The 22,162-nt window shown below is 68.0% G+C and carries 24 protein-coding genes and 1 tRNA gene; 8 read left to right on the top strand and 17 right to left on the bottom strand.

The genetic code is table 11. The annotated features are described in order from the left end of the window. Positions 1–144: 144 nt before the first annotated feature. The 3 genes from E3T22_RS05355 (at position 145) to E3T22_RS05345 (ending at position 3,092) form a co-directional block, all read left to right on the top strand. Positions 145–837: a response regulator transcription factor gene (locus tag E3T22_RS05355; RefSeq protein WP_066597326.1), complete on the top strand. Its 693-nt coding sequence runs from the start codon at positions 145–147 to the stop codon at positions 835–837. Between the two features lie 29 nt (positions 838–866). Then, positions 867–2,648 (top strand): cell wall metabolism sensor histidine kinase WalK, encoded by a 1,782-nt coding sequence (locus tag E3T22_RS05350; protein ID WP_088457033.1) that lies wholly within the window; start codon positions 867–869, stop codon positions 2,646–2,648. 153 nt (positions 2,649–2,801) lie between these two features. Further along, a complete protein-coding gene (locus E3T22_RS05345) occupies positions 2,802–3,092 on the top strand; it encodes a WXG100 family type VII secretion target (RefSeq protein WP_088457034.1) in 291 nt (96 codons plus the stop codon). An 86-nt stretch (positions 3,093–3,178) separates the two neighbouring features. Here the strand turns inward: E3T22_RS05345 and groL are convergent, their stop codons facing one another. From groL to E3T22_RS05320, 5 genes are all read right to left on the bottom strand, one after another. Then, positions 3,179–4,807 carry a chaperonin GroEL gene (groL, locus tag E3T22_RS05340; RefSeq protein WP_088457035.1) on the bottom strand — a complete coding sequence of 543 codons (1,629 nt, stop codon included), beginning with the start codon at positions 4,805–4,807 and terminating at the stop codon, positions 3,179–3,181. Between the two features lie 140 nt (positions 4,808–4,947). Further along, positions 4,948–6,021, bottom strand: a complete 1,074-nt coding sequence (locus E3T22_RS05335) for a DUF3048 domain-containing protein (protein WP_166788781.1) — start codon at positions 6,019–6,021, stop codon at positions 4,948–4,950. A 154-nt stretch (positions 6,022–6,175) separates the two neighbouring features. After that, on the bottom strand, positions 6,176–6,379 hold the full coding sequence (locus E3T22_RS05330) for a cold-shock protein (RefSeq protein ID WP_088457037.1): 204 nt from the start codon (positions 6,377–6,379) through the stop codon (positions 6,176–6,178). A gap of 224 nt (positions 6,380–6,603) precedes the next feature. Next, the gene (locus E3T22_RS05325; protein ID WP_134408123.1) at positions 6,604–7,164 is read right to left on the bottom strand and encodes a LytR C-terminal domain-containing protein; all 561 of its coding nucleotides are present in this window, start codon (positions 7,162–7,164) and stop codon (positions 6,604–6,606) included. A 50-nt stretch (positions 7,165–7,214) separates the two neighbouring features. Then, positions 7,215–7,514, bottom strand: coding sequence for a DUF3263 domain-containing protein (locus E3T22_RS05320; protein ID WP_198415021.1), 300 nt, complete (start codon positions 7,512–7,514; stop codon positions 7,215–7,217). A gap of 195 nt (positions 7,515–7,709) precedes the next feature. Here E3T22_RS05320 and msrB point away from each other — a divergent pair, with 195 nt between their 5' ends. After that, a complete protein-coding gene (msrB, locus tag E3T22_RS05315) occupies positions 7,710–8,111 on the top strand; it encodes a peptide-methionine (R)-S-oxide reductase MsrB (protein ID WP_088457040.1) in 402 nt (133 codons plus the stop codon). A gap of 108 nt (positions 8,112–8,219) precedes the next feature. Here msrB and E3T22_RS05310 read toward each other — a convergent pair whose 3' ends face one another. Together E3T22_RS05310 and E3T22_RS05305 are read right to left on the bottom strand one after the other, a co-directional pair. Continuing rightward, a complete protein-coding gene (locus E3T22_RS05310) occupies positions 8,220–8,426 on the bottom strand; it encodes a helix-hairpin-helix domain-containing protein (RefSeq protein WP_088457041.1) in 207 nt (68 codons plus the stop codon). 58 nt (positions 8,427–8,484) lie between these two features. After that, complete coding sequence (locus tag E3T22_RS05305) at positions 8,485–9,459, bottom strand: SDR family NAD(P)-dependent oxidoreductase (RefSeq protein WP_134408122.1); 975 nt, start codon at positions 9,457–9,459, stop codon at positions 8,485–8,487. Positions 9,460–9,572: 113 nt separating this feature from the next. Between E3T22_RS05305 and E3T22_RS05300 the strand changes: the two genes are divergently transcribed. Beyond that, positions 9,573–9,800: an SHOCT domain-containing protein gene (locus tag E3T22_RS05300; RefSeq protein ID WP_134408121.1), complete on the top strand. Its 228-nt coding sequence runs from the start codon at positions 9,573–9,575 to the stop codon at positions 9,798–9,800. A gap of 48 nt (positions 9,801–9,848) precedes the next feature. Here E3T22_RS05300 and E3T22_RS05295 read toward each other — a convergent pair whose 3' ends face one another. Continuing rightward, positions 9,849–10,472: a sugar O-acetyltransferase gene (locus E3T22_RS05295; protein ID WP_241983600.1), complete on the bottom strand. Its 624-nt coding sequence runs from the start codon at positions 10,470–10,472 to the stop codon at positions 9,849–9,851. A gap of 32 nt (positions 10,473–10,504) precedes the next feature. Further along, positions 10,505–10,903 (bottom strand): PLD nuclease N-terminal domain-containing protein, encoded by a 399-nt coding sequence (locus E3T22_RS05290; protein WP_134408120.1) that lies wholly within the window; start codon positions 10,901–10,903, stop codon positions 10,505–10,507. A gap of 175 nt (positions 10,904–11,078) precedes the next feature. Here E3T22_RS05290 and E3T22_RS05285 point away from each other — a divergent pair, with 175 nt between their 5' ends. Beyond that, positions 11,079–12,440, top strand: a complete 1,362-nt coding sequence (locus E3T22_RS05285) for a chloride channel protein (RefSeq protein ID WP_134479889.1) — start codon at positions 11,079–11,081, stop codon at positions 12,438–12,440. Between the two features lie 16 nt (positions 12,441–12,456). On the opposite strand, the gene E3T22_RS05280 is transcribed toward E3T22_RS05285, so the two are convergent. The 4 genes from E3T22_RS05280 to E3T22_RS05265 form a co-directional block, all read right to left on the bottom strand. Beyond that, entirely contained in the window at positions 12,457–12,984 is a 528-nt protein-coding gene (locus E3T22_RS05280) for a nucleoside deaminase (protein WP_241983599.1), read from the bottom strand. Beyond that, complete coding sequence (locus E3T22_RS05275; RefSeq protein WP_103459229.1) at positions 12,981–13,265, bottom strand: hypothetical protein; 285 nt, start codon at positions 13,263–13,265, stop codon at positions 12,981–12,983. The genes E3T22_RS05280 and E3T22_RS05275 overlap by 4 nt, the downstream gene beginning before the upstream one ends. Before the next feature lie 86 nt (positions 13,266–13,351). Further along, positions 13,352–13,427: transfer RNA gene (locus tag E3T22_RS05270), tRNA-Thr, on the bottom strand. Positions 13,428–13,530: 103 nt separating this feature from the next. Continuing rightward, a complete protein-coding gene (locus tag E3T22_RS05265; protein ID WP_088457048.1) occupies positions 13,531–14,448 on the bottom strand; it encodes a thioredoxin domain-containing protein in 918 nt (305 codons plus the stop codon). A gap of 283 nt (positions 14,449–14,731) precedes the next feature. Between E3T22_RS05265 and E3T22_RS05260 the strand changes: the two genes are divergently transcribed. Together E3T22_RS05260 and E3T22_RS05255 are read left to right on the top strand one after the other, a co-directional pair. Continuing rightward, positions 14,732–15,829 (top strand): ABC transporter ATP-binding protein, encoded by a 1,098-nt coding sequence (locus tag E3T22_RS05260; protein ID WP_088457049.1) that lies wholly within the window; start codon positions 14,732–14,734, stop codon positions 15,827–15,829. Between the two features lie 153 nt (positions 15,830–15,982). After that, positions 15,983–17,296: a DUF4032 domain-containing protein gene (locus tag E3T22_RS05255; protein ID WP_088457050.1), complete on the top strand. Its 1,314-nt coding sequence runs from the start codon at positions 15,983–15,985 to the stop codon at positions 17,294–17,296. Positions 17,297–17,776: 480 nt separating this feature from the next. Here E3T22_RS05255 and rlmB read toward each other — a convergent pair whose 3' ends face one another. The 4 genes from rlmB to E3T22_RS05235 form a co-directional block, all read right to left on the bottom strand. Beyond that, positions 17,777–18,874, bottom strand: coding sequence for a 23S rRNA (guanosine(2251)-2'-O)-methyltransferase RlmB (rlmB, locus tag E3T22_RS05250; protein ID WP_088457051.1), 1,098 nt, complete (start codon positions 18,872–18,874; stop codon positions 17,777–17,779). Next, a complete protein-coding gene (gene cysS / locus E3T22_RS05245) occupies positions 18,874–20,289 on the bottom strand; it encodes a cysteine--tRNA ligase (protein WP_088457052.1) in 1,416 nt (471 codons plus the stop codon). The genes rlmB and cysS overlap by 1 nt, the downstream gene beginning before the upstream one ends. Further along, positions 20,286–21,539 carry a 2-C-methyl-D-erythritol 4-phosphate cytidylyltransferase gene (gene ispD / locus E3T22_RS05240; protein WP_088457053.1) on the bottom strand — a complete coding sequence of 418 codons (1,254 nt, stop codon included), beginning with the start codon at positions 21,537–21,539 and terminating at the stop codon, positions 20,286–20,288. Before ispD ends, cysS begins: the two co-directional genes overlap by 4 nt. A 118-nt stretch (positions 21,540–21,657) precedes the next feature. After that, on the bottom strand, positions 21,658–22,140 hold the full coding sequence (locus tag E3T22_RS05235) for a CarD family transcriptional regulator (protein WP_088457054.1): 483 nt from the start codon (positions 22,138–22,140) through the stop codon (positions 21,658–21,660). Positions 22,141–22,162 lie beyond the last annotated feature (22 nt).

Raw genomic sequence — 22,162 nt, 5'->3', positions numbered from 1 at the left:
GCTCTCATCCGCCAGTCGGCGCTGGTCCACCCTGACGCGCCGCGGAAGACGACCTCGACCTGCCGAAAGCGCTGTCACCGGATCATCCGCACACATACCGCCCACTCACAGGAAAGCACCAGCTAACGCGCAGATACTAGGGGCATGACTGACGGCCCCCGCATCCTTATCGTTGACGACGAACCCAATATCCGGGATCTTCTCACCACCAGCCTCCGCTTCGCCGGGTTCGCCGTGCGCGCCGTGGGAAACGGTGCCCAGGCGATTTCCGCCGTGCTTGAGGAAGAGCCCGATCTGATCATCCTCGACGTGATGCTGCCCGACATGAACGGCTTCGGCGTCACCAAACGCCTCCGTTCGGCCGGTTACACCGCGCCGATCCTCTTCCTCACAGCCAAGGACGACACCGAAGACAAGATCACCGGCCTCACCGTCGGTGGCGACGACTACGTCACCAAGCCGTTCAGCCTCGACGAGATAGTGGCACGGATCAAGGCCATCCTGCGCCGCACCATGCACGCCGACGAAGACGCGGTCATCCGTGCCGGCGAGCTCACCATGGACCAGGACACCCACGAAGTCCTCGTCGGCGACCAGCCCATCGAGCTCAGCCCCACCGAGTTCAAGCTGCTGCGCTACCTGATGCTCAACCCGAACCGGGTACTCTCCAAGGCGCAGATTCTCGACCACGTCTGGGAGTACGACTTCAACGGCGATGCGGGCATCGTGGAGTCCTACATCTCCTACCTGCGCCGCAAGGTGGACATGCACTCCAGCGAGCCGCTGATCCAGACCAAGCGCGGCTTCGGCTACATGCTCAAGGCCGCCAAGGCATAGACCCAGTTTCCCCTCCTTAGACTGGAACCATGCATGTGGCCCTGATGGACCGTTGGAGCCGGATTTCGCTCCGCTCCAAGATCACCGGTGTGACCGTGCTGATGCTGACCCTCGGCCTGCTCGTCTCCGGGGTGGGCACCATGGTCATCCTGCGCAACTACGTCGTGCAGCAGGTGGATGCCAGCCTGCAGACCGAGGCGCAGACCACCCTGATGGACTATCGCAACTCGATGGCCAACGGCAGCGCCGCCGGGGTGGACTCCGACTACTTTGTCGCGATCTATGACCAGAACGGTGTTCTGAAGGACCGCACCTGGCGGGACCGCCCGCGCTCCAGCCTGCCCGCGGTGACCATGGCGTTGGACCTGCCCAGCGTGATCGCCATGAACGGCGCCGTGCAGAAGCTCTCTGACGCGGAAGGCTCCACCGAGTTCCACGCGGTGGCGGTGCCGTTCGTGATCAACTCCACCGGCACCTACGGCACCCTGCTGATGGCTGTGTCCCTGCAATCAGCGCAGAACACCGTCAACACGTACCTCAGCATCTTCCTCGGCTTCGGGGTGGGCGTGGTGCTGGTGGGCGCCATGCTCACCCGGCTGCTCGTCACCACGACCTTCGCGCCGCTGCGCGAGGCCGAGCGTACGGCGGCGGCCATCGCCGACGGCGACTTCAGCCAACGGCTGGGCGGGGCCACCCCCAATACCGAGGTCGGCCGGCTCAATCGGTCCCTCAACACCATGCTCAGCCGCATCGACCGGGCCTTCAAGGACCGGGCCCGCACGATCGACCAGATGCGCCGCTTCGTCGGTGACGCCAGCCACGAGCTGCGCACCCCACTGGTCTCGGTACGCGGCTACGCCGAGCTCTACCGGATGGGCGCACTGCAGACCCCCGAAGACGTGGCCCAGGCCATGGAGCGGATCGAGAAGGAGGCGATCCGCATGGGCGGTCTCGTCGAGGACCTGCTCGAGCTCGCCAGGCTGGATGAGACCAAACCCCTCGTCCTCACCCGAGTGGACCTGCTGCCCCTCGCCCACGACGCCGCGCTGGACGCGATGGCCTCCTCCCCCGGTCGTCAGGTCACGGTACTGACCAGCCATCCCACCGAGTTCGACGCGGAAGCCCCGGCGTCGTCCATCGATTTGGCGCACTCCACCGGCGAGGTCGCACCAGCCCCGCTGACGCCTTCGCCGACCCCTGCCGCCGAGGGGACACCGGCCAAGCCCGCGGCAGCCAAAGCCGCCGCGACCAAGGGTGCGGCCACGAAGGGCGAAACGTCCGGCACCGGCACCATCTCGTTCGCCGGCGCCACCCTCGCCCGCCTCCGCACGCGCAGGCCCAGGCGCACGGATGCGGCTACTCCCGCCGCCGAGACCCCCGAGGTTGTGGAGGCCCCACCTGAGCTGGACGCGGTGATCATGGCCGAAGAGAACAAGGTGCGCCAGGTCATCACCAATCTGATGGGCAACGCTCTCCGGTTCAGCCCGGCCGACAGCCCGGTGGAACTCGAGGTCTCCGTCGACCGCCGCAACCAGCGGGCCTCCATCTCGATCATCGACCACGGCGAGGGCATCCCGCCACAGATCCGCGACAAGATCTTCCAGCGCTTCTGGCGGGCCGACACCTCCCGCGCCAGGGAAACCGGCGGCAGCGGACTCGGCCTGGCGATCGTGGCGTCCATCGTGGCCAGCCACAACGGGTCGATCGAGGTCGTCGAGACCCCGGGCGGCGGAGCCACCTTCCGGGTCTGGTTCCCGCTGGCCGAGTCGCCCGCCGCCCCGCAGGCGCTCACGTCGCCGACCCTGGACTGACCGGCGCCGGCGGCGGGGCCCCGCTCCTCCCCAGCCCGGTGGGGCGGCCGGTTGTCCTCAGGGCCGCCTCGGGCCCTTCGGCGGCTTCCCGCACGCCGTAGCGTCGCCCGCGGGCGTCACCCCGACGCCTACACGAGCGGACGGAGCCTCTTGATGACCCAGTTCCAGGTCGACAGCGATGCATTGATCACCACCACCGGCGCGGCACGCGCCACCATGGCCCGCATCCAGGCCGAGGTGGCGGCGCTACTCGGTCAACTCACCGGGCTGGAGGGTTCCTGGACAGGGCAGGCGTCGGCCCAGTTCCAGGGGGCCGTCGCGGCGTGGCGCACCACGCAGCTGCACGTCGAGCAGAGCGCGGATGCGCTCAATCAGGCGCTCGGGCAAGCCGGCCAGCAGTACGCCGAGGTGGAGCAGGCCAACGCCCGGCTGTTCGCCCGGTAGCCCGACACCGGATACAACAAAGGCTGGGCGCCTCCCGAAGGAGACGCCCAGCCTGAGGTGGTGCGTTAGTGCAGGGGCTGCGGGACTTAGAAGTCCATGCCACCAGAGGGGTCGCCGGCCGGAGCCGAGTTCTTCTCGGGCTTGTCGGCGACAACGGCCTCGGTGGTGAGGAAGAGTCCGGCGATCGACGATGCGTTCAGCAGCGCGGAGCGGGTGACCTTCACCGGGTCATTGATGCCGGCAGCGATCATGTCGACGTACTCACCGGTTGCGGCGTTGAGGCCGAATCCGACGGGCAGGTTGCGTACCTTGTCGGCGACAACGCCCGGCTCCATGCCGGCGTTGAGCGCGATCTGCTTGAGCGGAGCGTCGATGGCAACACGCACGATGTTCGCGCCGGTTGCCTCGTCGCCGACGAGGTCAAGAATTGCCTTGCCCTCGAATGCGGTCTTGCCGGCCTGGATCAGCGCAACGCCACCACCGGCGACGATGCCCTCTTCGACGGCTGCCTTCGCGTTACGAACGGCGTCCTCGATGCGGTGCTTGCGCTCCTTGAGCTCAACCTCCGTCGCGGCGCCGGCCTTGATGACGGCAACGCCACCGGCGAGCTTCGCCAGGCGCTCCTGCAGCTTCTCACGGTCGTAGTCCGAGTCGGTGTTCTCGATCTCGTTGCGGATCTGCTGAACACGACCGGCGATGGCCTCGGCGTCGCCGGCACCCTCGACGATGGTGGTCTCGTCCTTGGTGATGACGACCTTGCGGGCGTTACCGAGCAGGTCGAGGGTGACGTTCTCGAGCTTGAGGCCGACCTCCTCGGAGATGACCTGGCCACCGGTGAGGATGGCAATGTCCTGCAGCTGCGCCTTGCGGCGGTCGCCGAATCCGGGGGCCTTGACGGCAACCGACTTGAAGATGCCACGGATCTTGTTCACGACGAGCGTGGCCAGGGCCTCACCGTCGACGTCCTCGGCAATGATGAGCAGCTGCTTGCCGCTCTGGATGACCTTGTCGACGATCGGCAGCAGGTCCTTGATGTTGGAGACCTTGGAGTTGACGATCAGGATGTACGGGTCTTCGAAGACCGCTTCCTGACGGTCGGGGTCAGTGACGAAGTACGCCGACAGGAAGCCCTTGTCGAAGCGCATGCCCTCGGTGAGCTCCAGCTCGGTGCCGAAGGTGTTCGACTCCTCGACGGTGACAACACCTTCCTTGCCGACCTTGTCGATGGCCTCGGCAATGATCGCGCCGATTTCGGCGTCACCGGCAGAGATGGAGGCCGTGGCCGCGATCTCTTCCTTGGTCTCGATCTCCTTGGCGCTGGCGATGAGCTCGGCGATGACCGCAGCGGTCGCCTTCTCGATGCCACGCTTGAGGCTGATCGGGTCGGCGCCGGCTGCGACGTTGCGCAGGCCTTCGCGAACCAGGGCCTGAGCGAGGACGGTGGCGGTGGTCGTACCGTCGCCGGCGACGTCGTCAGTCTTCTTGGCGACCTCCTTGACGAGCTCCGCACCGATCTTCTCGTACGGGTCGTCGAGCTCGATCTCCTTGGCGATGGACACGCCGTCGTTGGTGATCGTGGGGGCGCCCCACTTCTTCTCCAGCACGACGTTGCGTCCGCGCGGGCCGAGGGTCACCTTGACCGTGTCAGCGAGGATGTTGAGGCCGCGCTCAAGGCCGCGACGGGCCTCTTCATTGAAAGCAATGATCTTTGCCATATGTGTTTCTCGTCCCTCCCGGACGTTACCAAAACGATGATGGGTTAGCACTCCGAACAGCAGAGTGCTAAACCGATTCTGGCACTCTGGGGTCGAGAGTGCAAGTGAACGGCGGGGGCCGGTGCCGGGTTCCGGTCGACCTACGGCACCAGTTCCACGCTGCCGTCGTCGGTGGGTACCAGTTCGATCCAGGTGTTGCCCGGTGCGAGCTCGATCGTGGCCCCGACAGCGTCGGCCAGCCGGATCGGCGCGGCCGCGGCATCCTTGAACCAGGTGGCGGGCATCGTCGAACCGCCGGTCGACACCCACGCCGTGCCCGACCCGGTCAAGATGGTGCGGGGCACGTCGCTGCCGCGATCGACCTCCACCCGCAGCACCACGACGTTGGTGGCGTTGAGCTGGGCACCGGTACTGTCCAGGTCGGCAGCGCCGTCCTGGCTGCGCAGGTACCCGGTGGCCGCCGGGTCCCAGGCCCAGGCCCTCCCGCCGGATTCGGAGAACCGGGTGACGATGGTGGTGGTCCGATCGCCGGCGAGGGACGCTGTGGCCTCCGCGGCGCTGTCGGCGTAGTCGAACTGGCCGGGCGGCGGCGCGAGGTCGGAGTGCAGGGTGACGGTCTCGTCCGCGGCGAGCACCACATCGTGCGGTGAATCCCGGTCGTCGGACCGGACGAACAGGCCTCCGGCGTCGTCGTCGAAGACCACGTTCAGCAGCGGAGAGGCCCTCATCGCGGCCACGAACTGCGGCTGGCCGCCGGAATACGCCACGATGCCGCCGAACGAGCTCAGGATCTCCGGGTCCATCGGACGGATGGAACGTACCGGGCCGACAGCATCCGGCACGTCGGAGTGCCAGAGGGCGACGTAGCGGGTGATGCCGCCCTCGACCAGCTCTTCAAAGACCAGGTCGGCGCGCTCGAGACCGAGCTGCGGCCTCGCGGCCGGGTGGTTGTCGATCTTCACGGCCAGGGACGGATGCTCGGCACGGGACGGGTCCACCGGTGTGCCGCGCAGCGGCATGATGCCCGGTTGCGGTGTCGGGTCCGCCGACGCCGTCGCTTCGGGCACCGGCGCAGAGCAGCCGACCAGCCCCAAGCTCAGTCCCAGGCCCAGCCCCAAGCACAGGCCCGCGCCGATCAGGGCCGCGCCGCCAGGCGTCCGCCGTCCGGATCGGATTCGACGGGGAGCAGCAGGGAACATCCGAAACGCAGTCACGCCACACACCCTAGCCCGCCCGGTATGTCTGCCCGGGGTCACGGTGGTGGCGTGACTGACACTCGGTGGTCGACCGATCATCCAATGATCAATGGTCGAGCACGTGCGTGGTGTTCTCAGCTGGTTGAGGCTGGCTGCGTTCGACGCCGGGCGGTTAGGCCGGGCGAACCGACTCGGCCTGCGGACCCTTGGCTCCGGTACCGAGTTCGAAGATGACGTGCTGGCCTTCCTCGAGAACCTTGTAGCCGTGCATGTCTATGGCGGAGTAGTGAACGAAGACGTCCTGCCCACCTCCATCGACGGTGATGAAGCCGAAACCCTTTTCAGCGTTGAACCATTTGACGGTTCCGTTCGCCATGTGAAACTCCCCTGTTGCAGTGTTGTGTTTCGGCACTCACCCGTTGGTGCTACCGGGCCTGGCGCAGAAGCTGCGTCCACCGTCTCGAAACGAGCACTCTCGGGTAGAGAGCGCTCAGCCGAGAAAATGAGCGACCACTGCAGACACTAGTGACGGGAGTGAAACTCAATAGGGGGTTGACTGGGAAGGGCAACCCCAGTAGGACGGGGAGTCGTCGGGCCGGGTCAGCCGGCGGGCATCGCGTAGTCGCTGCCCACGACGACGGTGAGGGTGGCATCCGAGCCCGCGAAGTCATCCGCCAGCAGGACCTCGGAACCGGGCAGCAGAGCCGCCACACCGCGTGCAGCGCCCTCCAGGGCCGCGTCCGCGTAGTAGACGGTCGTCGTGACGACGTCCTCGGTGTCTGCGTCGCTGGTGCTGCCGACGGTCCAGCCGCCGGTCGTGAGCAGGTCGCCAACCGACCGGGCCACCCCGCTCGTCGGAGTCCCGTTGAGCACCGTGACACTCGCACTGGGGTCAGTGGTCGGCTCGGCGGTGGGCACCGGCTCCGGCGTGGGCTCCGCGGTCGTGGTCTCGGCCTCGATGCCGGGAATGGTGATATTCAGCCGGTTGTTCAGGACCGTCAGACCGATCGCGCCGACCCCGATGAGGAGGGCGGTCGCGGCGAGGGCCCACCAGACGGCTACCCAGCGACGCCCCTTCTTGGCTGGTGCGCGGTGCGCCCCCACGCGGTCGAGCTTGTGCGGGAGGTCATCGAAGCGGTCTTTCGGGTACGAAGTGGGCATCGTCTGTCTGGTTCGATCCTCGTTTGGCTGAACACACGGTAGGAGGTTCCCTACTCGATGGGGCGGATGGCTCGGGCCGACCGCGCCTGCGACCGTGCGTCACGCATCCGTTGCAGTCGGTTGACCAGCATGGGATCGTGGGCGAGGGCAAGCGGGGAGTCGAGCAGGGCACCCAACAATTGATAGTACCGGGCGGCCGACAGACCGAATTCGGAGCGAATGGCCTGTTCCTTGGCACCGGGGTGTGACCACAGTCGCCGCTCGAACGCGAGCAGGTTTTCGTCACGAGGGCTGAGCCCGACGGAGCCCTCGGCGCCCCGCGTGCTCTCGTCGTGCCCGCTGGTCGCCATACGCGTCATCTTATTTGGCACGGACTGGGTTTTCGCTGACCGGTCCCGCCTGTCGCGCAACACGGACCCGCTAGCGTCGAGGGTGGGAATCGGCTGGGGAATCACCGGGTGCGCCGCATGCGGGAATGCCGGGGACCCCGGCCGAGTTTACGCTGGAGGCAGTTCTCTGCCGAGACTGGATCGAAAGGACGCACCATGGACTACGAGGTCACCAAGTCTGACGCCGAATGGAAGGCGGAGCTCACCGCCGAGCAGTACGCCGTGTTGCGCGGGGCGGCCACCGAACGCGCCTGGACCGGTGAGCTCCTCGACGAGGGTCGTTCGGGCGTCTACACCTGCGGCGCCTGCAATGCCGAGCTGTTCAAGAGCGGCACGAAGTTCGACTCCGGCTGCGGCTGGCCGAGCTTCTACGAGTCCGTGCGGCCAGAGGCCGTGGAGCTCATCGAAGACCGGTCGCTCGGCGTGGTGCGCACCGAGGTGCGCTGCGCAGCGTGCGGTTCGCACCTGGGCCACGTGTTCGACGATGGTTTCGGCACCCCCACCGGAGACCGGTACTGCATGAACTCGATCTCGCTCAACTTCACCCCCGTCGACTAGTCCGGCGCCGGCCTCCGCGGCCGCGACTGTTACCCGTGCGGACAAGTGCACCCGGCATACCGGGTGCACTTGTCCGCAGCGGGACCAGTTGCGTGGTCACCGGGCACCTCAGCCTTCGCGCAGCGGACGCAGCCGCGCCAGCGCCTTCGGGCCCATCCCGTGCAGTCGGGCGAGGACGTCAAGGTCCGTCGCACGCAGGTCGTCAACGGTCAGGATGCCGGCGGCCACGAGCGCGCGCCGCGCTGGAGCAGGGATCCCCTGAGCCAGCCAGACCGCCTCATCCGCACCCGCACTGCCAGAACCGTCCTGAGCCATGTCTCCAACCTACGATTCGGGTTCCGGAGCCGCAACGGTTCCCCGTACGGTGCAGGGTTCAGGCGAAGGCATTCACTCCGGTGAGCTCGGCCGAGAACGCCCAGAGCCGGGCCGCCGCATCCGGATCGATAGCGTGGTACTCGACCCCGCTGATCCGGGCCGTGGAGCTGTCGGGCTCGGTGGGTTCGGCGATGTCACAGTCTTCGCAGTAAACGCCGCCCATCCCGTCGAGCATCGGCGACGTGGCCGCCCAGGTGGAGGTGGCGGCACCCTGCTCCGGTGATTTGAACAGCGGATTGACGGTGCCATTCTCGGTCATCCAACCCGCGGCGACCATCTCCTCCCGGGGCAGGTGACGCTGCAACTCGGTCATGATGCCGCCGGGGTGCACCGCGAAGGCGCGCACGCCACGGGTGGCGCCGAGAGCATCCAGGTGCACCGCGAAGAGGCTGTTGGCGGTCTTCGCCTGTCCGTACGCCTGCCACTTGTCGTAGCCGGCGCTGAAGTCGGGGTCGTCGAAGCGGATGCCGCTGAGCTTGTGGCCCGTCGAGGAGAGGGCAACGACCCGAGCGCCGCCCTCGGCCGTAAGCGCGGGCCAGAGCAGGTTGGTGAGCACGTAGTGGCCGAGGTGGTTGGTGGCGAACTGGGATTCCCAGCCGTCCCCGACCCTGGCCTCGGCGGACGCCATGATGGCGGCGTTGTTGATCAGGATGTCGAGGCTGCGTCCGGTGGCCACGAATCGTTCGGCGAAGGCGCGCACGCTGACCAGATCGGCCAGGTCGAGGGCCTCGACCTCCACGGCGTTCAGGCCGCGCGCAGCCAGGGCGGCCCGGGCCACCTCCGGACGCCGGGCCGGCACGATCACCTGGGCGCCGGCCGCGGCGAGAGCGGCGACGGTTTCGATGCCGAGGCCGGAGTAGCCGCCGGTGACGATCGCCGTCTTACCGCTCAGGTCGACACCCGCGAGCACCTCGGTCGCGGTGGACTGGGCGGTGAATCCGGTGGACAGGGCGTGCTGGGGCGTGAGGGTCATCGCTCCAGCGTACGCTCGCCCACTGCGGGATCCTGCGAGGTCAGCAGGCCGGGGCCGGCCGGCACGGATAGACTTCCCCCGACCGGCCGGGAAGTCCGGCATTGGGGGAACTGATGCTCAGCAATCTGACTGGTTGGCACGCGCTCATCATCCTGGGCGCGCTCAGCACGATGGTCCTGGTCGCCCTCGCGATCGTATTCTTGGCCATTCGCGTGGCGCGCCGTCGGCAGGTGGGCGATCACGCTGACCGGTTGGCGCAGCTGGAGCAGTTGCATGCCAGGGGACTGTTGTCCGACGCCGAATACGCAACCAAGCGCCAGGATATCCTCGGGCGGCTCTGACGCGACGGGTACTGCGGTCCCGCATACGCTACCGGTCGGCGCCGTAAGTCAGGCCACACCCAGGCCGACCCGGTCGCCCGGCCCGATCTCGCGCACCACGCGGGCCGGGTTGCCGGCGGCGATGACCCCGGCCGGCACGTCCTTGGTGACGACGGAGCCGGCGCCGATGATGCTGCCCGCGCCGATGGTCACGCCTGGGCAGACCACGACGTTGCCGCCCAGCCAGACGTCGTCTTCGATGGTGATCGGCGAGACACGCTCGAAGCCGGCGCGGCGTTCCGCAACGTCCACGGCGTGAGTCGGGGTGTACAGGCGGGCGCTGGGTCCGACCAGCACGTTGGCGCCGATGGTGATCTCGCCACCGCCCAAAGCGAGGAAGTCCGCATTGATGAAGGTGTTGGCGCCCACGTGCAGCCGGGACCCGTAGTCCAGGTACAGCGGCGGCCGGAAGTCCGCGCCCGCTCCCACGCTGCCGAGCAGCTCAGTGAACAGCGCATGCGCCGCGGGCTCGTCGTCGTCGTAGAGCGCGGTGATCTGCCGGCAGGTGCGTTGAGTGCTCGTCGTCATCTCGGCGAGTTCGGGACCGGAGCGATACCGGTACCAGTCCCCCGCCACCATCTTGTCGAATTCGGAGCGAGCAGAATCCTGGGGTGTTTTGTTGTCTGTAACCACAAACCCAAGCGTAGCCCGTTGCCGGGTCGGCGTCAGACCGACGACTCACGCCCCTCCGCCAGCCGGCGTCGTTCGGCCAGCTCGGCCTCAAGACGACGGATGCGGGCCTGTTCGGCGTGGAAGTCGATCTCGCGGTCGAGAGCGGCCAGTTCCTCCTCGGTGCTCGACACCCGGCGTGCGGGCAGCACAGCGGATGCCCCGGCCGATGCGGGCCCGCTGCGCGGCGCGCTTCTGCTCGACCGCGCGGCCGGGGCGGGATACTCCCGGCCGATCGCGAACCAGAGCAGGCTGCCGATCACCGGGAGAAAGATCACCAACAGCACCCAGAGGACCTTGGGCAGGTGTTTCACCTGGCCGTCCTGCCGGGTGATGATGTCTGCGAGGGCGGCGACGATGAGAACCAGGAGCACAGCGGAGAACAGCGCATACATGCCGGTCAGCCTAGTGAACGGGGCGCTCGACCGACCAGCCCCCATTTGCGGCCGGATGCTGCGACCGGTCAAACCCGCCCCGGCCGGGTCCGTGGGGCCTTGCGTTGTCGATTCGTCCGGGCCAGCGTGGACTGGGACGCCGGCACGCCCGCACCCTATCGAGGAGGACCCCGACATGGACGCGCACCCCGACCCGTCGGCGCCGGCGAAACCATCGCCCGACCCACTGGCGGTGATCCGCTCCCGCGGCTACCTGCGCATCCTGTTGCTGGCCGGGCTCATCGGGGTGCCGGTGTCGATCGCCGCCTACGGCTTCCTCGCGCTGGTCGACTGGCTACAGGAGTACCTGTTCACCGAACTGCCCGGTGTCCTGGGCTTCGCCGACGTTCCGCTCTGGTGGCCGTTTCCACTGTTGGCCCTGTCAGGACTGTTGGTGGGTCTGTGCATCCAGCGACTGCCGGGCACCAGCGGGCATCCGCCGTCTGAAGGGTTCAAGGCCGGCGGCTTCCCGCAACCCCGGGAGCTGCCCGGAGTGGTGCTTGCTGCTCTGGCCACCCTGGCTCTCGGCGCCGTACTCGGTCCGGAGGCGCCGCTGATCGCGCTCGGTGGCGGTTTGGGCGCCCTGGCGATTCGGCTGATCAAGAAAGACTCACCGCCGTCGGCCGTGGCGGTGGTCGCCTCCGCGGGCAGTTTCGCGGCGGTGAGCACCCTCCTCGGCTCGCCGCTGCTCGGCGCCTTCCTCTTGATGGAGGCATCCGGGCTGGCCGGCGCGATGCTGGGGGTGGGCCTGCTGCCCGGTCTGCTCGCCTCCGGCATCGGCTCCCTGGTCTTCGTGGGCCTGGACTCCTGGACCGGCCTGGGCACGTTCTCCCTCGCACTCCCCGACCTGCCGTCGTTTTCCACCCCCACCGCGGCCATGTTCCTCTGGGCGCTGGGGATCGGGGTCGCCTGCCCGCTGTTGGCGTGGGGCATCCGGGCCCTGGCCCGCATCGTGCGCCCGTACGTGCACGCCCATCGGCTCCTGGTGACCCCGGTGCTCGGCCTGGCGATCGCGGGCCTGGCCGTGCTGTTCGCGCAGGTGACCGGGGAGGACACCGGCGAAGTGCTCTTCTCCGGCCAGTCGGCCTTGCCGTCGCTGATCAATGACGGGGCCTCCTGGCCGCTCGGCGCCGTCGGGCTGCTGATCCTGTGCAAAGCGCTCGCCTACGGCCTGTCGCTGAGCGCGTTCCGCGGCGGTCCGGTGTTCCCGGCCATGTTCGTCGGTGCCGCTTTGGGGATCGCGGCCTCGCACCTGCCCGGCATGGCGCTGGTGCCGGCGGTGGGGGTGGGCATCGGCGCCATGTGCGTGTCGATGCTGCGCCTGCCGCTGACCAGTGTGCTGCTGGCCACGGTGTTGCTCAGCAGCGACGCGTATGCCGTGATGCCGCTGGTGATCGTGGCGGTGGTCGTCGCGCACGTGATCACCGGCCGGTTACCCGAGCCGCCGGGCCGGCGGCTGAGCGGCGCGCTCCCCTCCGCCAGCCCGTCGACGGTCTGACCCGGCCTGCCCGCAATCAGGGTGCGGCGTCCCAGAATCCCGCGTGCACGGAGGCCGCTGCGTCGATCAGGGCGGGGCCGGCGACGATCACGGTGTTGCCGCCGCGGGCGAACACCTCCCGGCAGGGCAGGTCGAGCGTCGCTTCGCCGCCTTGTTCCGGCACCATCTCGCCGAGCATCTGCTCGGGCAGCGCGTAGGCGACCCGGCCGATTCCGGCCCAGTAGATGGCGCCGGAACACATCACGCACGGTTCGGTGCTCGTATAGAGCGTGCTCGCGTGCAGGTCGTCCCTGGAGAGCCGGGCACTGGCAAGGCGAACGAGGTTGGTCTCGGCATGGCCGGTCGGGTCGCCCGCGGTGACCACGCTGTTCTGGCCCTCGATGATCGTGCCGTCACGGGCCACCAAGATGGCGCCGAACGGGTGATTCCCGTTCGCGCCCGCCAGACGAGCCACGTCGATGGCCCGGGCGAGGTGCGTCTCGTCGGCTGCCGAGATCAGGGTCGGGTCGGCGACGGTCTCGCTGTCCGGACGGAATCCGGTCACAGGGCGACGTCCTCCACGGTCTCGGTGAGCAGGGCGCGCGGATTGCGCATCAGAGCAGCCCCCGGACCCTTCCAGAGTTCCTCGAGCGCGACCTTCATCTTCTCGGCATCGGTGCGGGAGCCGAAGTCAAGATCGATCCGGACCGCCGAACGGTCGTCGACCGGGCGCATGACCCGGAAGCTGCTGACGCCGGCCGTCTTGCGGCCGAGCGGATCAGAGTCGAACATCTGCTTCCACGCGTCGTAGTCCCCGACGGAGTGTTCGATGTGCAGGGTGAACATGGGAATCCTCGATTCCGCCGGCACTGAGGCTGGCCGGCACGCGGACATCGTAGCCCGGGCAGTGCCGTCGAGAAGTGCCGAAAAGATGGGGCCGGCCACGGGACTTGAACCCGTAACCCCCACTTTACAAGAGTGGTGCGCTACCAATTGCGCCAGGCCGGCATGAGGCGATCGAACTGCCTCGAGCATTCATCCTAAATCACCCGGCGACCGGATGCCGACGCAATCGTGCATCGGCGCGGCATCCGGCCCGGGAAACGACCGGTTACCCGGCCGGCGTCGGAGTGGGCGTCGGCGTCGCGGTGGAGTACGCCTCGCTGGCGGCCTGCAGCACGAAGGCCGCGAACTCCTTGGCGTCGTCGAGGGCGCCGACGTACTGCTTGCCGTTCACCAGCACCGTCGGGGTTCCGGTGATCGCTTCGAGGGAGGACGAGTTCGGGATCGGTCCGCTCAGAGCCCGATCCGTGGAGGCGAGAACCCAGGACTTGAAGGTGGTCTCGTCGATGCACTCGTTGATTGCGGTGATGTTCTCCGACACACCCGAGCTCTTCACGATCGCCTTGATCTCGTCGTCACTGAGACCGGCGGTGCCTTCGACGGGCTGGGCCGCAAAGAGCGCCGAGTTGAACGCCAGGAAGTCGTCCGGCGCGGAATCCGCCACGCACGCGGCCGCGTTCGCGGCACGCAGTGAGTACTGGGTTCCGGCGGACTTGCTGGTCAGGATCGAGATCGGGTGGATCTCGACGGTGGCGGCGCCGGAGTCTACCCACTGAGAGATCTGCTCGGCGTTGGTGGTCTCGAAGGTGCCGCAGAACGGGCAGAGGTAGTCGACGTAGACGCGGATGTCGGCGATGGTCCCGGTGGCGTCCGGGGTGGACGGCACCGGCTCGGCATCCGGCTGCAGCGCGGGGGTGGTCACCGCGGTCAGGCCCTCGCCGACCAGGAGACCGTCACTGGCCATGTTGCGCGGGCCCGGTCCGGCGGGCTGAACGGAGTTGACGATGATCAGGACGATGGCCGTCACGACGGCGATGGCGGCCAGGGCGATACCGCCCTGCAGGAACACCCGGTTGCGGCGATCCCGCTTCTTCTGCTCGACTCGAATCTGTGCTGCCTTCGTGCGCGCTGCGTCGCGTCGCTGATTCTTCGAGGGACGGGGGTCGCCTGGGCCGCCAGTTGTCATGGATGATCGCTCCGAGTTGAGGGGGTGCGCTCGCGGTTGTGCGCGGTAGCACTCCAAATAGTAGGACCCCAGTCTGGGAAATAACCAACCGGCAGCTCACAGCGGGCTCACTGCGGGCTCACCGAGTCCCTCCGGCGCGCGGTGAGCTGTCAATTCAGCGGTCACCCATCCCGGGCATGCCATACTAGAGAGGTCTTGCGCTGGCGCTACGTCGGCCGGACATAAATCCCATCACAACGGATCGTCCGGCACGTACCTGCCGGTGAAGGAGAATAACGAAATAATGGCTTCAGTAACCTTTGACAAGGCCACCCGTCTGTACCCGGGTTCCACCCGCCCGGCGGTCGATCACCTCGACCTGTCGGTCGCCGATGGCGAGTTCCTCGTCCTGGTCGGCCCGTCCGGCTGTGGAAAGTCCACCTCGCTGCGCATGCTCGCCGGCCTCGAAGAGGTCAACGACGGCGACATCTTCATCGGCGAGCGCAACGTCACCGACGTTCCCCCGAAGGACCGTGACATCGCCATGGTCTTCCAGAACTACGCCCTGTACCCGCACATGACCGTCGCAGAGAACATGGGCTTCGCGCTCAAGATCGCCGGCGTCAACAAGGACGAGCGCGCCACCCGCGTTCTCGAAGCCGCCAAGCTGCTCGACCTCGAGCCTTACCTCAGCCGCAAGCCGAAGGCCCTCTCCGGTGGCCAGCGTCAGCGTGTTGCCATGGGTCGCGCCATCGTGCGTCAGCCTCAGGTGTTCCTCATGGACGAGCCGCTGTCGAACCTCGACGCCAAGCTGCGCGTGCAGACCCGCACCCAGATCGCGTCGCTGCAGCGCCGCCTGGGCGTCACCACCGTCTACGTCACCCACGACCAGACCGAGGCGCTCACCATGGGTGACCGCATCGCTGTCCTCAAGGATGGCGTCCTGCAGCAGGTCGGCACCCCGCGCGACCTGTACGCCAAGCCGAACAACGTCTTCGTTGCCGGCTTCATCGGCAGCCCGGCCATGAACCTGTTCCTGGCCGACGCCGTCGACGGCGGCATCAAGTTCGGCACCGCGACGGTCCCCGTATCCCGCGAGACGCTGTCCGGAGCCAACGGCCCCAAGGTCACCATCGGAGTGCGCCCCGAGGACATCCAGCTGTCGACCACGATGGGCGAAGGCCTCGCCGTTGACGTCGACCTGGTCGAGGAGCTCGGCGCCGACGGTTACCTGTACGGCCACTCCACCGTCGAGGGCAAGCGCACCGACATCGTCGCCCGCGTCGATGGCCGTTCGCACCCGTCGGCCGGCGACACCGTCTACCTGACCACGACGCCGAACCACCTGCACGTGTTCAACGCAGAGTCCGGTCTCCGTCTCGGCGGCGCCGTCACCGACTAAGCACTGATCGACAAACTCGACCGCCGGCAGTTTCGGCGGTCGAGTTTGTCATATCGGCGCCCGGGTTCCCCGGCGCCTTTTCCTCGTCTTCGTGCCGATTCCGGCCGGGGCGGCTTGCGGCCCTGACGGGCCTTTTCGATAGTTAGGCTCCTCATGAGCGGTTCTCTCAACATCACCTCCGCCACGGCCGATCCGGCCCTGCTCGATCTCCCCTGGAACGTTCCGCTGGATGCCTGGCCGAACGAGAACATCGCCTCGCTGCCCAAGGGCCTCTCCCGGCACCTGGTGCGCTTCGCCCACCTCAGTGGCCGTGTCGTGGCCATCAAGGAGACCACCAGTGAGATGGCCAAGCGCGAGTACGAGATGCTCCGCACCCTGCAGAGCCTGGAAATTCCCTGCGTCGAACCGCTCGCGGTGATCACCAACCGCACCGACGAAGACGGTGACCCGCTCAACTCGGTGCTGGTGACCCGGCACCTCAAGTTCTCGCTGCCCTACCGGGCGCTGTACTCCCAGGCCCTGCGCCCGGATACGGCCACCCGCCTCGTCGATGCCCTCGCCCTGCTGCTGGTGCGCGTGCACATGGTTGGCCTGTTCTGGGGTGACGTGTCGCTGTCCAACACCCTCTTCCGCCGGGACGCCGGGGCGTTCGCGGCCTACCTCGTCGACGCCGAGACCGGGCAGCTCTACCCCGGCGGCCTGTCGAACGGGCAGCGCGAGAACGACCTCGAAATCGCTCGGGTGAACATCGCCGGCGAACTGATGGACCTCGAGGCCGGCGGCCGCGTGGCCGACGAGCTCGACCCTGTGAACGTGAGCAACGGCATCGTCGCGGCCTACCGGCTGCTGTGGAAGGAACTCACCGGATCCGAGTCCTTCGCCAGCAGCGAGCGCTGGCGCATCACCGAGCGCGTGGAACGCCTCAACCACCTCGGTTTCGACATCGAGGAACTCGCGATCAAGACCGACGAGAACGGCACGACTGTGCGCATCCAGCCCAAGGTCGTCGACGCCGGCCACCACCAGCGCCGGCTGCTGCGCCTGACCGGCCTCGACGCCGAGGAGAACCAGGCCCGCCGCCTGCTCAACGACCTCGACTCCTACGGGGTCGCCTACGGCAACCCCGATGCCGACGAGGAGATGATGGCGCACGAGTGGCTGGTGCGGGTCTTCGAGCCCGTCGTGCGCGCCATCCCGCGTGAGCTCAAGGGCAAGCTCGAGCCCGCCGAGGTGTTCCACCAGCTGCTGGACCACCGCTGGTATATGGCGCAGAACGCGAACCGGGACATCCCGCTGGCCGAGGCCGTCACCTCGTACGTTCAGGATGTGCTGCGTCACCGCCGCGACGAGGCCACCGTCATCGACCCGCCCACCACGCCGATCGAGGTGCAGGAAGGCGACGACGACGAAGACCTCGAGTCTGACGAGGTCGGCGCCGACGCCGACGATTGGCGCCTGAACGTCTAACACAGCCCCATGAGTTGCGCCAGAATGCCCCTTCGGCAGGTCCGAAGGGGCATTTTGCGCGTTCTCGCGACATTTGGCTGCGCCGACTTGCGCCCAAAGACCCCTTCGGATGCTCCCCAGGGACACTGTGCGGCAACTCGCGCGCCCGTTCGTCCGGTCCGCCGAGTTGCCAGTTGAGGCCCCCTCGGGCGTCCGCAATGGGCGCCAACTGGCAATTCAGCATGAGGTCCGCCGACGAGTTGCCAGTCGAGGCCCCCTGACAGCGTCGCACTGGGCCTCAACTGGCAACTCACGCATCTGGGCCCACGACGTGGCGCACGCAGGGTCTACGGGACGGGACGCGCGGCACCCACCGAAGCACCCGCGTCCATATCAGCACGCCGTGAACCGGGCCACAGCACCTCCACCACCAACAAGAAACGGCGCAGACCGACCCCGAAGGGACGATCCACGCCGTTCTCAGACGAACAACCTGGCGGGTTAGGCCTCCGCCGCCGCGGCAGCCTTGGCGACCTTGGCCGCGAGGGCCTCGGCGCGCAGCTTGGAGATCTCGTACAGGGTGACACCGGCGGCGATTCCGGCGTTCAGCGACTCGGTGTTCGCGTTGATCGGGATCGACACGATGGCGTCGCAGGTCTCGGTGACGAGGCGGGACAGGCCCTTGCCCTCGCTGCCGACGACCACGACGATGGGACGCTCGGCATAGCCGAGGCCCAGCTCGGGCAGCTCGGTGTCGCCGCCGCCGTCGAGGCCGATCACGAGCATGCCGCGCTCCTTGAGCGCCTTGAGCGTCTGGGTGAGGTTGGGGGCCATGGCCACGGGCAGACGGGCGGCCGCACCGGCCGAGGTCTTCCAGGCCGACGCGGTCACGCCGACGGAACGCCGCTGCGGCACGATGACGCCGTGGCCGCCGAACGCCGCGGTGGAGCGGATGATCGCACCCAGGTTGCGCGGGTCGGTGATGCCGTCCAGCGCCACGAACAGCGGCTTGTGGCCGCGGCTGATGGTGAGGTCGAGCAGCTCGATCGGGTGCGCGTACTCGTACGCGGGCACCTTGAGCGCGAGGCCCTGGTGCACGGCGTCCTTACCGGAGAGCCGGTCGATTTCGGGGCGCATGACCTCGAGCACCGGGATGTTGCGGGTCGTGGCGAGCTTGAGGACTTCCTTGACCCGGTCATCCATTTCGATGCGGGTGGCCACGTACAGCGCCGACGCGGGGATCTTGGCGCGCAGCGCCTCGAGCACCGAGTTGCGGCCGGTGACGACCTCGAACTCGGCATCCGACTTTGCCTTGCGGGTAGACGAACCGCCGCCGCCGGTGTTGCCGGTTCCGGTGTTGCGGCCGGTGCGCGGGGCACCGGAGCCGCCCGGGGCGCGGCTGCGGCCGCCGCCGGCCGCGGCGAAGCGGTCCTTGGCGGCCTTGGCCTTACCGGCGGGGTGGTACGGACGGTCTTCGGCCTTGGGGGTGGGCTTCTTGCCCTCGAGAGCCTGACGGCCCTGGCCGCCGGAACCGACCTGCGGTCCCCTGCTGCCCTTGCGCACCGCGCCGGTGCGCGACTTGCGATCTGTGTTCTTCATCAGTCAAAACTCCAATGTGCACCCGACGGGGTGTCTTCGATGGTAATGCCGGCGGCGACGAGCTCGTCCCGGATACGGTCTGCAGCCGCGTAATCGCGGCTCTGCCTGGCGGTCTCCCGGTCGTCGAGCAGGCGCTCGACGAGGGCGGTGAGGGCCACCATGGCGGGTTCATCTGTCGCGACGGCCCAGCCGGGCGACAGGGGGTTGATGCCGAGGACTTCGCTCATCGCGAGAACCTGACCGCGCGCGGCCGCGGCCGCGTGCAGGTCCTCGGCGTCGAGGGCCGCGTTGCCGGCGCGCACGGTGTCGTGCAGCACGCCGAGCGCCTGCGGAACTGCGAGGTCGTCGTCCATGGCCGTGGCGAAGTCATCCGGCACGATCTCGACGCCGGAGCCGGCGAAGCGGGTGTCGGCCAGGCGCCGGTCGGCGCGGTCGAGGAAGCTCTCGATGCGTTCGAGGGCGGCCTCGGCCTCGGCCAGCGACCCCTCGTGGAAGTCGAGGGTGGACCTATAGTGCGCGGCGCCGAGGTAGTAGCGCACCACGATGGCGCGGGCCTGGTCGAGCAGCTCGGCCGCGTAGACCGAGTTGCCCAGCGACTTGGACATCTTCTGGCCGTTGGTGTTGACCAGGCCGTTGTGCACCCAGAAGTTCGCGAAACCGTCACCGGCCGCATTGGACTGGGCCAGCTCGTTCTCGTGGTGCGGGAAGCGCAGGTCGAGGCCGCCACCGTGGATGTCGAACTGCGGGCCGAGGTAACGAGCGGCCATGGCGGAGCATTCGATGTGCCAGCCGGGCCGGCCGGTTCCCCACGGGGAGACCCAGCCCGCCGAGGCAGGTTCGTCGGCCTTGTGACCCTTCCAGAGGGCGAAGTCGCGCGCGTCGCGCTTGCCGCGCGGGTCGGCGTCGGTGGCCGCTTCCATGTTGTCGGGGTTCTGCCGGGTCAGCTCGCCGTACGCGGGCCAGCTGCGGGTGTCGAAGTACACGTCGCCGGAGTCGTCGGCGGCCGGGTAGGCGTGCCCGTTGTCGATGAGGCGGCCGATGATGTCCTGCATCTCCTGCACACTCGCGGTGGCGCGGGGTTCGTAGGTGGGCGCCAGGATGCCCAGCTTCTGGTAACCGGCGGTGAACTCGAGCTCGAAGCGGTAGGCGAGCGCCCACCACTGCTCGGTGGTGCCCGCAGCGTTCAGGAGGATCTTGTCGTCGATGTCGGTGACGTTGCGGATGAAGGTGACATCGTTGCCGCGGTAGCTGAGCCAGCGGCGCAGCTGATCATAGACCAGGGCGCTGCGCAGATGACCGATGTGCGGCGACGACTGCACGGTGGGTCCGCAGACGTAGATTCCCACCTTGCCCGGAACGATCGGCAGGAAATCGCGAAGGGTCTGGGCCTTCGAGTCGTATAGTCGCATGCTCACTGGTTCAGTTTAGGCGAGGGTCGGTCGGATGCTCGGGTGGGGCTGATCGGGTGAAGCAGTGCGGTGGCCAGGGCGGCGATGCCCTCGCCGCGTCCGGTGAAGCCCAGAGCGTCGGTGGTGGTCGCCGATACCGACACCGGGGCGTGCAGGATGCCGGTGAGCAGTTCCTGGGCTTCGATCCGGCGAGGGGCGAGCTTGGGGCGGTTGCCGATGATCTGCACCGTCACGTTGCCGACCCTGTAGCCGGCCTCGGTGACCAGGCGCAGGGTCTCGGTGAGGAACACCTCGCCGTGTGCGTCGGTGAGGCGGGGGTCTGCGGTGCCGAAGACCTGGCCGATGTCGCCCAGCCCCGCGGCGGCGAGCATGGCGTCGCAGATGGCGTGCACGGCGGCGTCACCGTCGCTGTGCCCGGACAGGCCCCGCTCCCCCGGCCAGTGCAGGCCGGCCAGCCACAGGTCGCTGGTGTCATCGAAGGCGTGCACGTCCAGCCCCGTACCCACCCGCGGGTCGGTGGATGCCGGTGCGCCGACGTCGTCGCGGAGCAGGAGTTCGGCGCGGCGCAGGTCCCAGGCGGTCGTGACCTTGAATGCCAACGGGTCACCGGGGATGACGCTGACGGTGTTGCCGGATGCGGCGACCAGCGCCGCGTCGTCGGTGAGATCCTGCGCATCCGCTGACGGCAGGGTCGCGGCCCAGGCGAAGGCGGCGTCGAGCATGGCGCGGGGAAAGCCCTGCGGGGTCTGCACGGCGGAGAGCTGTGACCTGTCGACGGTGCCCAGGATGGTGGCAGCCGCGTCGACGCTCTTGATGGTGTCCACCACGGGAAGACCGGGAACAATTCCGTGGCCGGTGCTGCGGACGGCGGCCACCACGGCGTCGATCAGGGCGGCGGGGGTCAGCGCTCTGGCGGCGTCGTGCACGAGCACCACGGTGGCACCGGACCGCACCACGGCGAGCCCGCGGGCCACGGATGCCTGCCGGGTGTCGCCGCCGGCGACGACGTCGAGGTACCAGGCGGCGGGGCCGGCGACGCGGCCGGCGATGGTCCTGGTCTCGGCCAGGTGCGTCTCGGGCGCCACCACGATGACCTGGGCCGGTTCGTTCAGGCCGAACACGCCGGCGAGGGCGTGCTCGAGGATGCTGCGGTCCCCCAGCGGCACGAACGCCTTGGGCTGGTCTCTGCCGAGCCGGCTGCCGCTGCCGGCGGCGACGACGATGACCGCGACGGCGGATACCGGGAATTCAGTCATGTCTGGAGGCTATCTGGTGGGGCGCGGTGACGCAGGGTGGAAAGGGCTGGCTGAGGCTGGGGCTGAACGTGCGAAAGGCGGCACCGCGGGGTGCCGCCTGTCGTTGGAACAGGATCTTCTACGAGGCGAGCACCTCATCGAGCACGGTTGATGCCTGGTCCTCGTCGGTCTTCTCGGCCAGGGCCAGTTCGGAGATGAGGATCTGCCGCGCCTTCGCGAGCATCCGCTTCTCCCCGGCTGACAGGCCGCGGTCCTGATCCCGGCGCCACAGGTCGCGCACGACCTCGGACACCTTGATGACGTCGCCGCTGGCAAGTTTCTCCAGGTTGGCCTTGTACCGGCGTGACCAGTTGGTGGGTTCTTCGGTGAACGGAGCGCGCAGGACCTCGAAGACCCGGTCGAGGCCGTCCTGACCGATCACGTCGCGCACACCGACAAGATCGACGTTCTCGGCGGGCACCTCGATGGTGAGGTCCCCCTGGGTGACGTTGAGTTTCAAATACAGTTTTTCTTCACCCTTGATGATGCGAGTTTTCACCTCGGTGATCGTCGCAGCGCCGTGGTGGGGATAAACGACTGTTTCGCCGACTTCAAATAACATGTATTGATATCCCTTCAGCAAC

This window comes from Cryobacterium sp. TMB3-10 (assembly GCF_004402305.1).
Lineage (GTDB): Bacteria > Actinomycetota > Actinomycetes > Actinomycetales > Microbacteriaceae > Cryobacterium > Cryobacterium zongtaii.
Note: the sequence above shows the minus strand (reverse complement) of the source record. Positions and strands in the feature narration are given on the sequence as shown.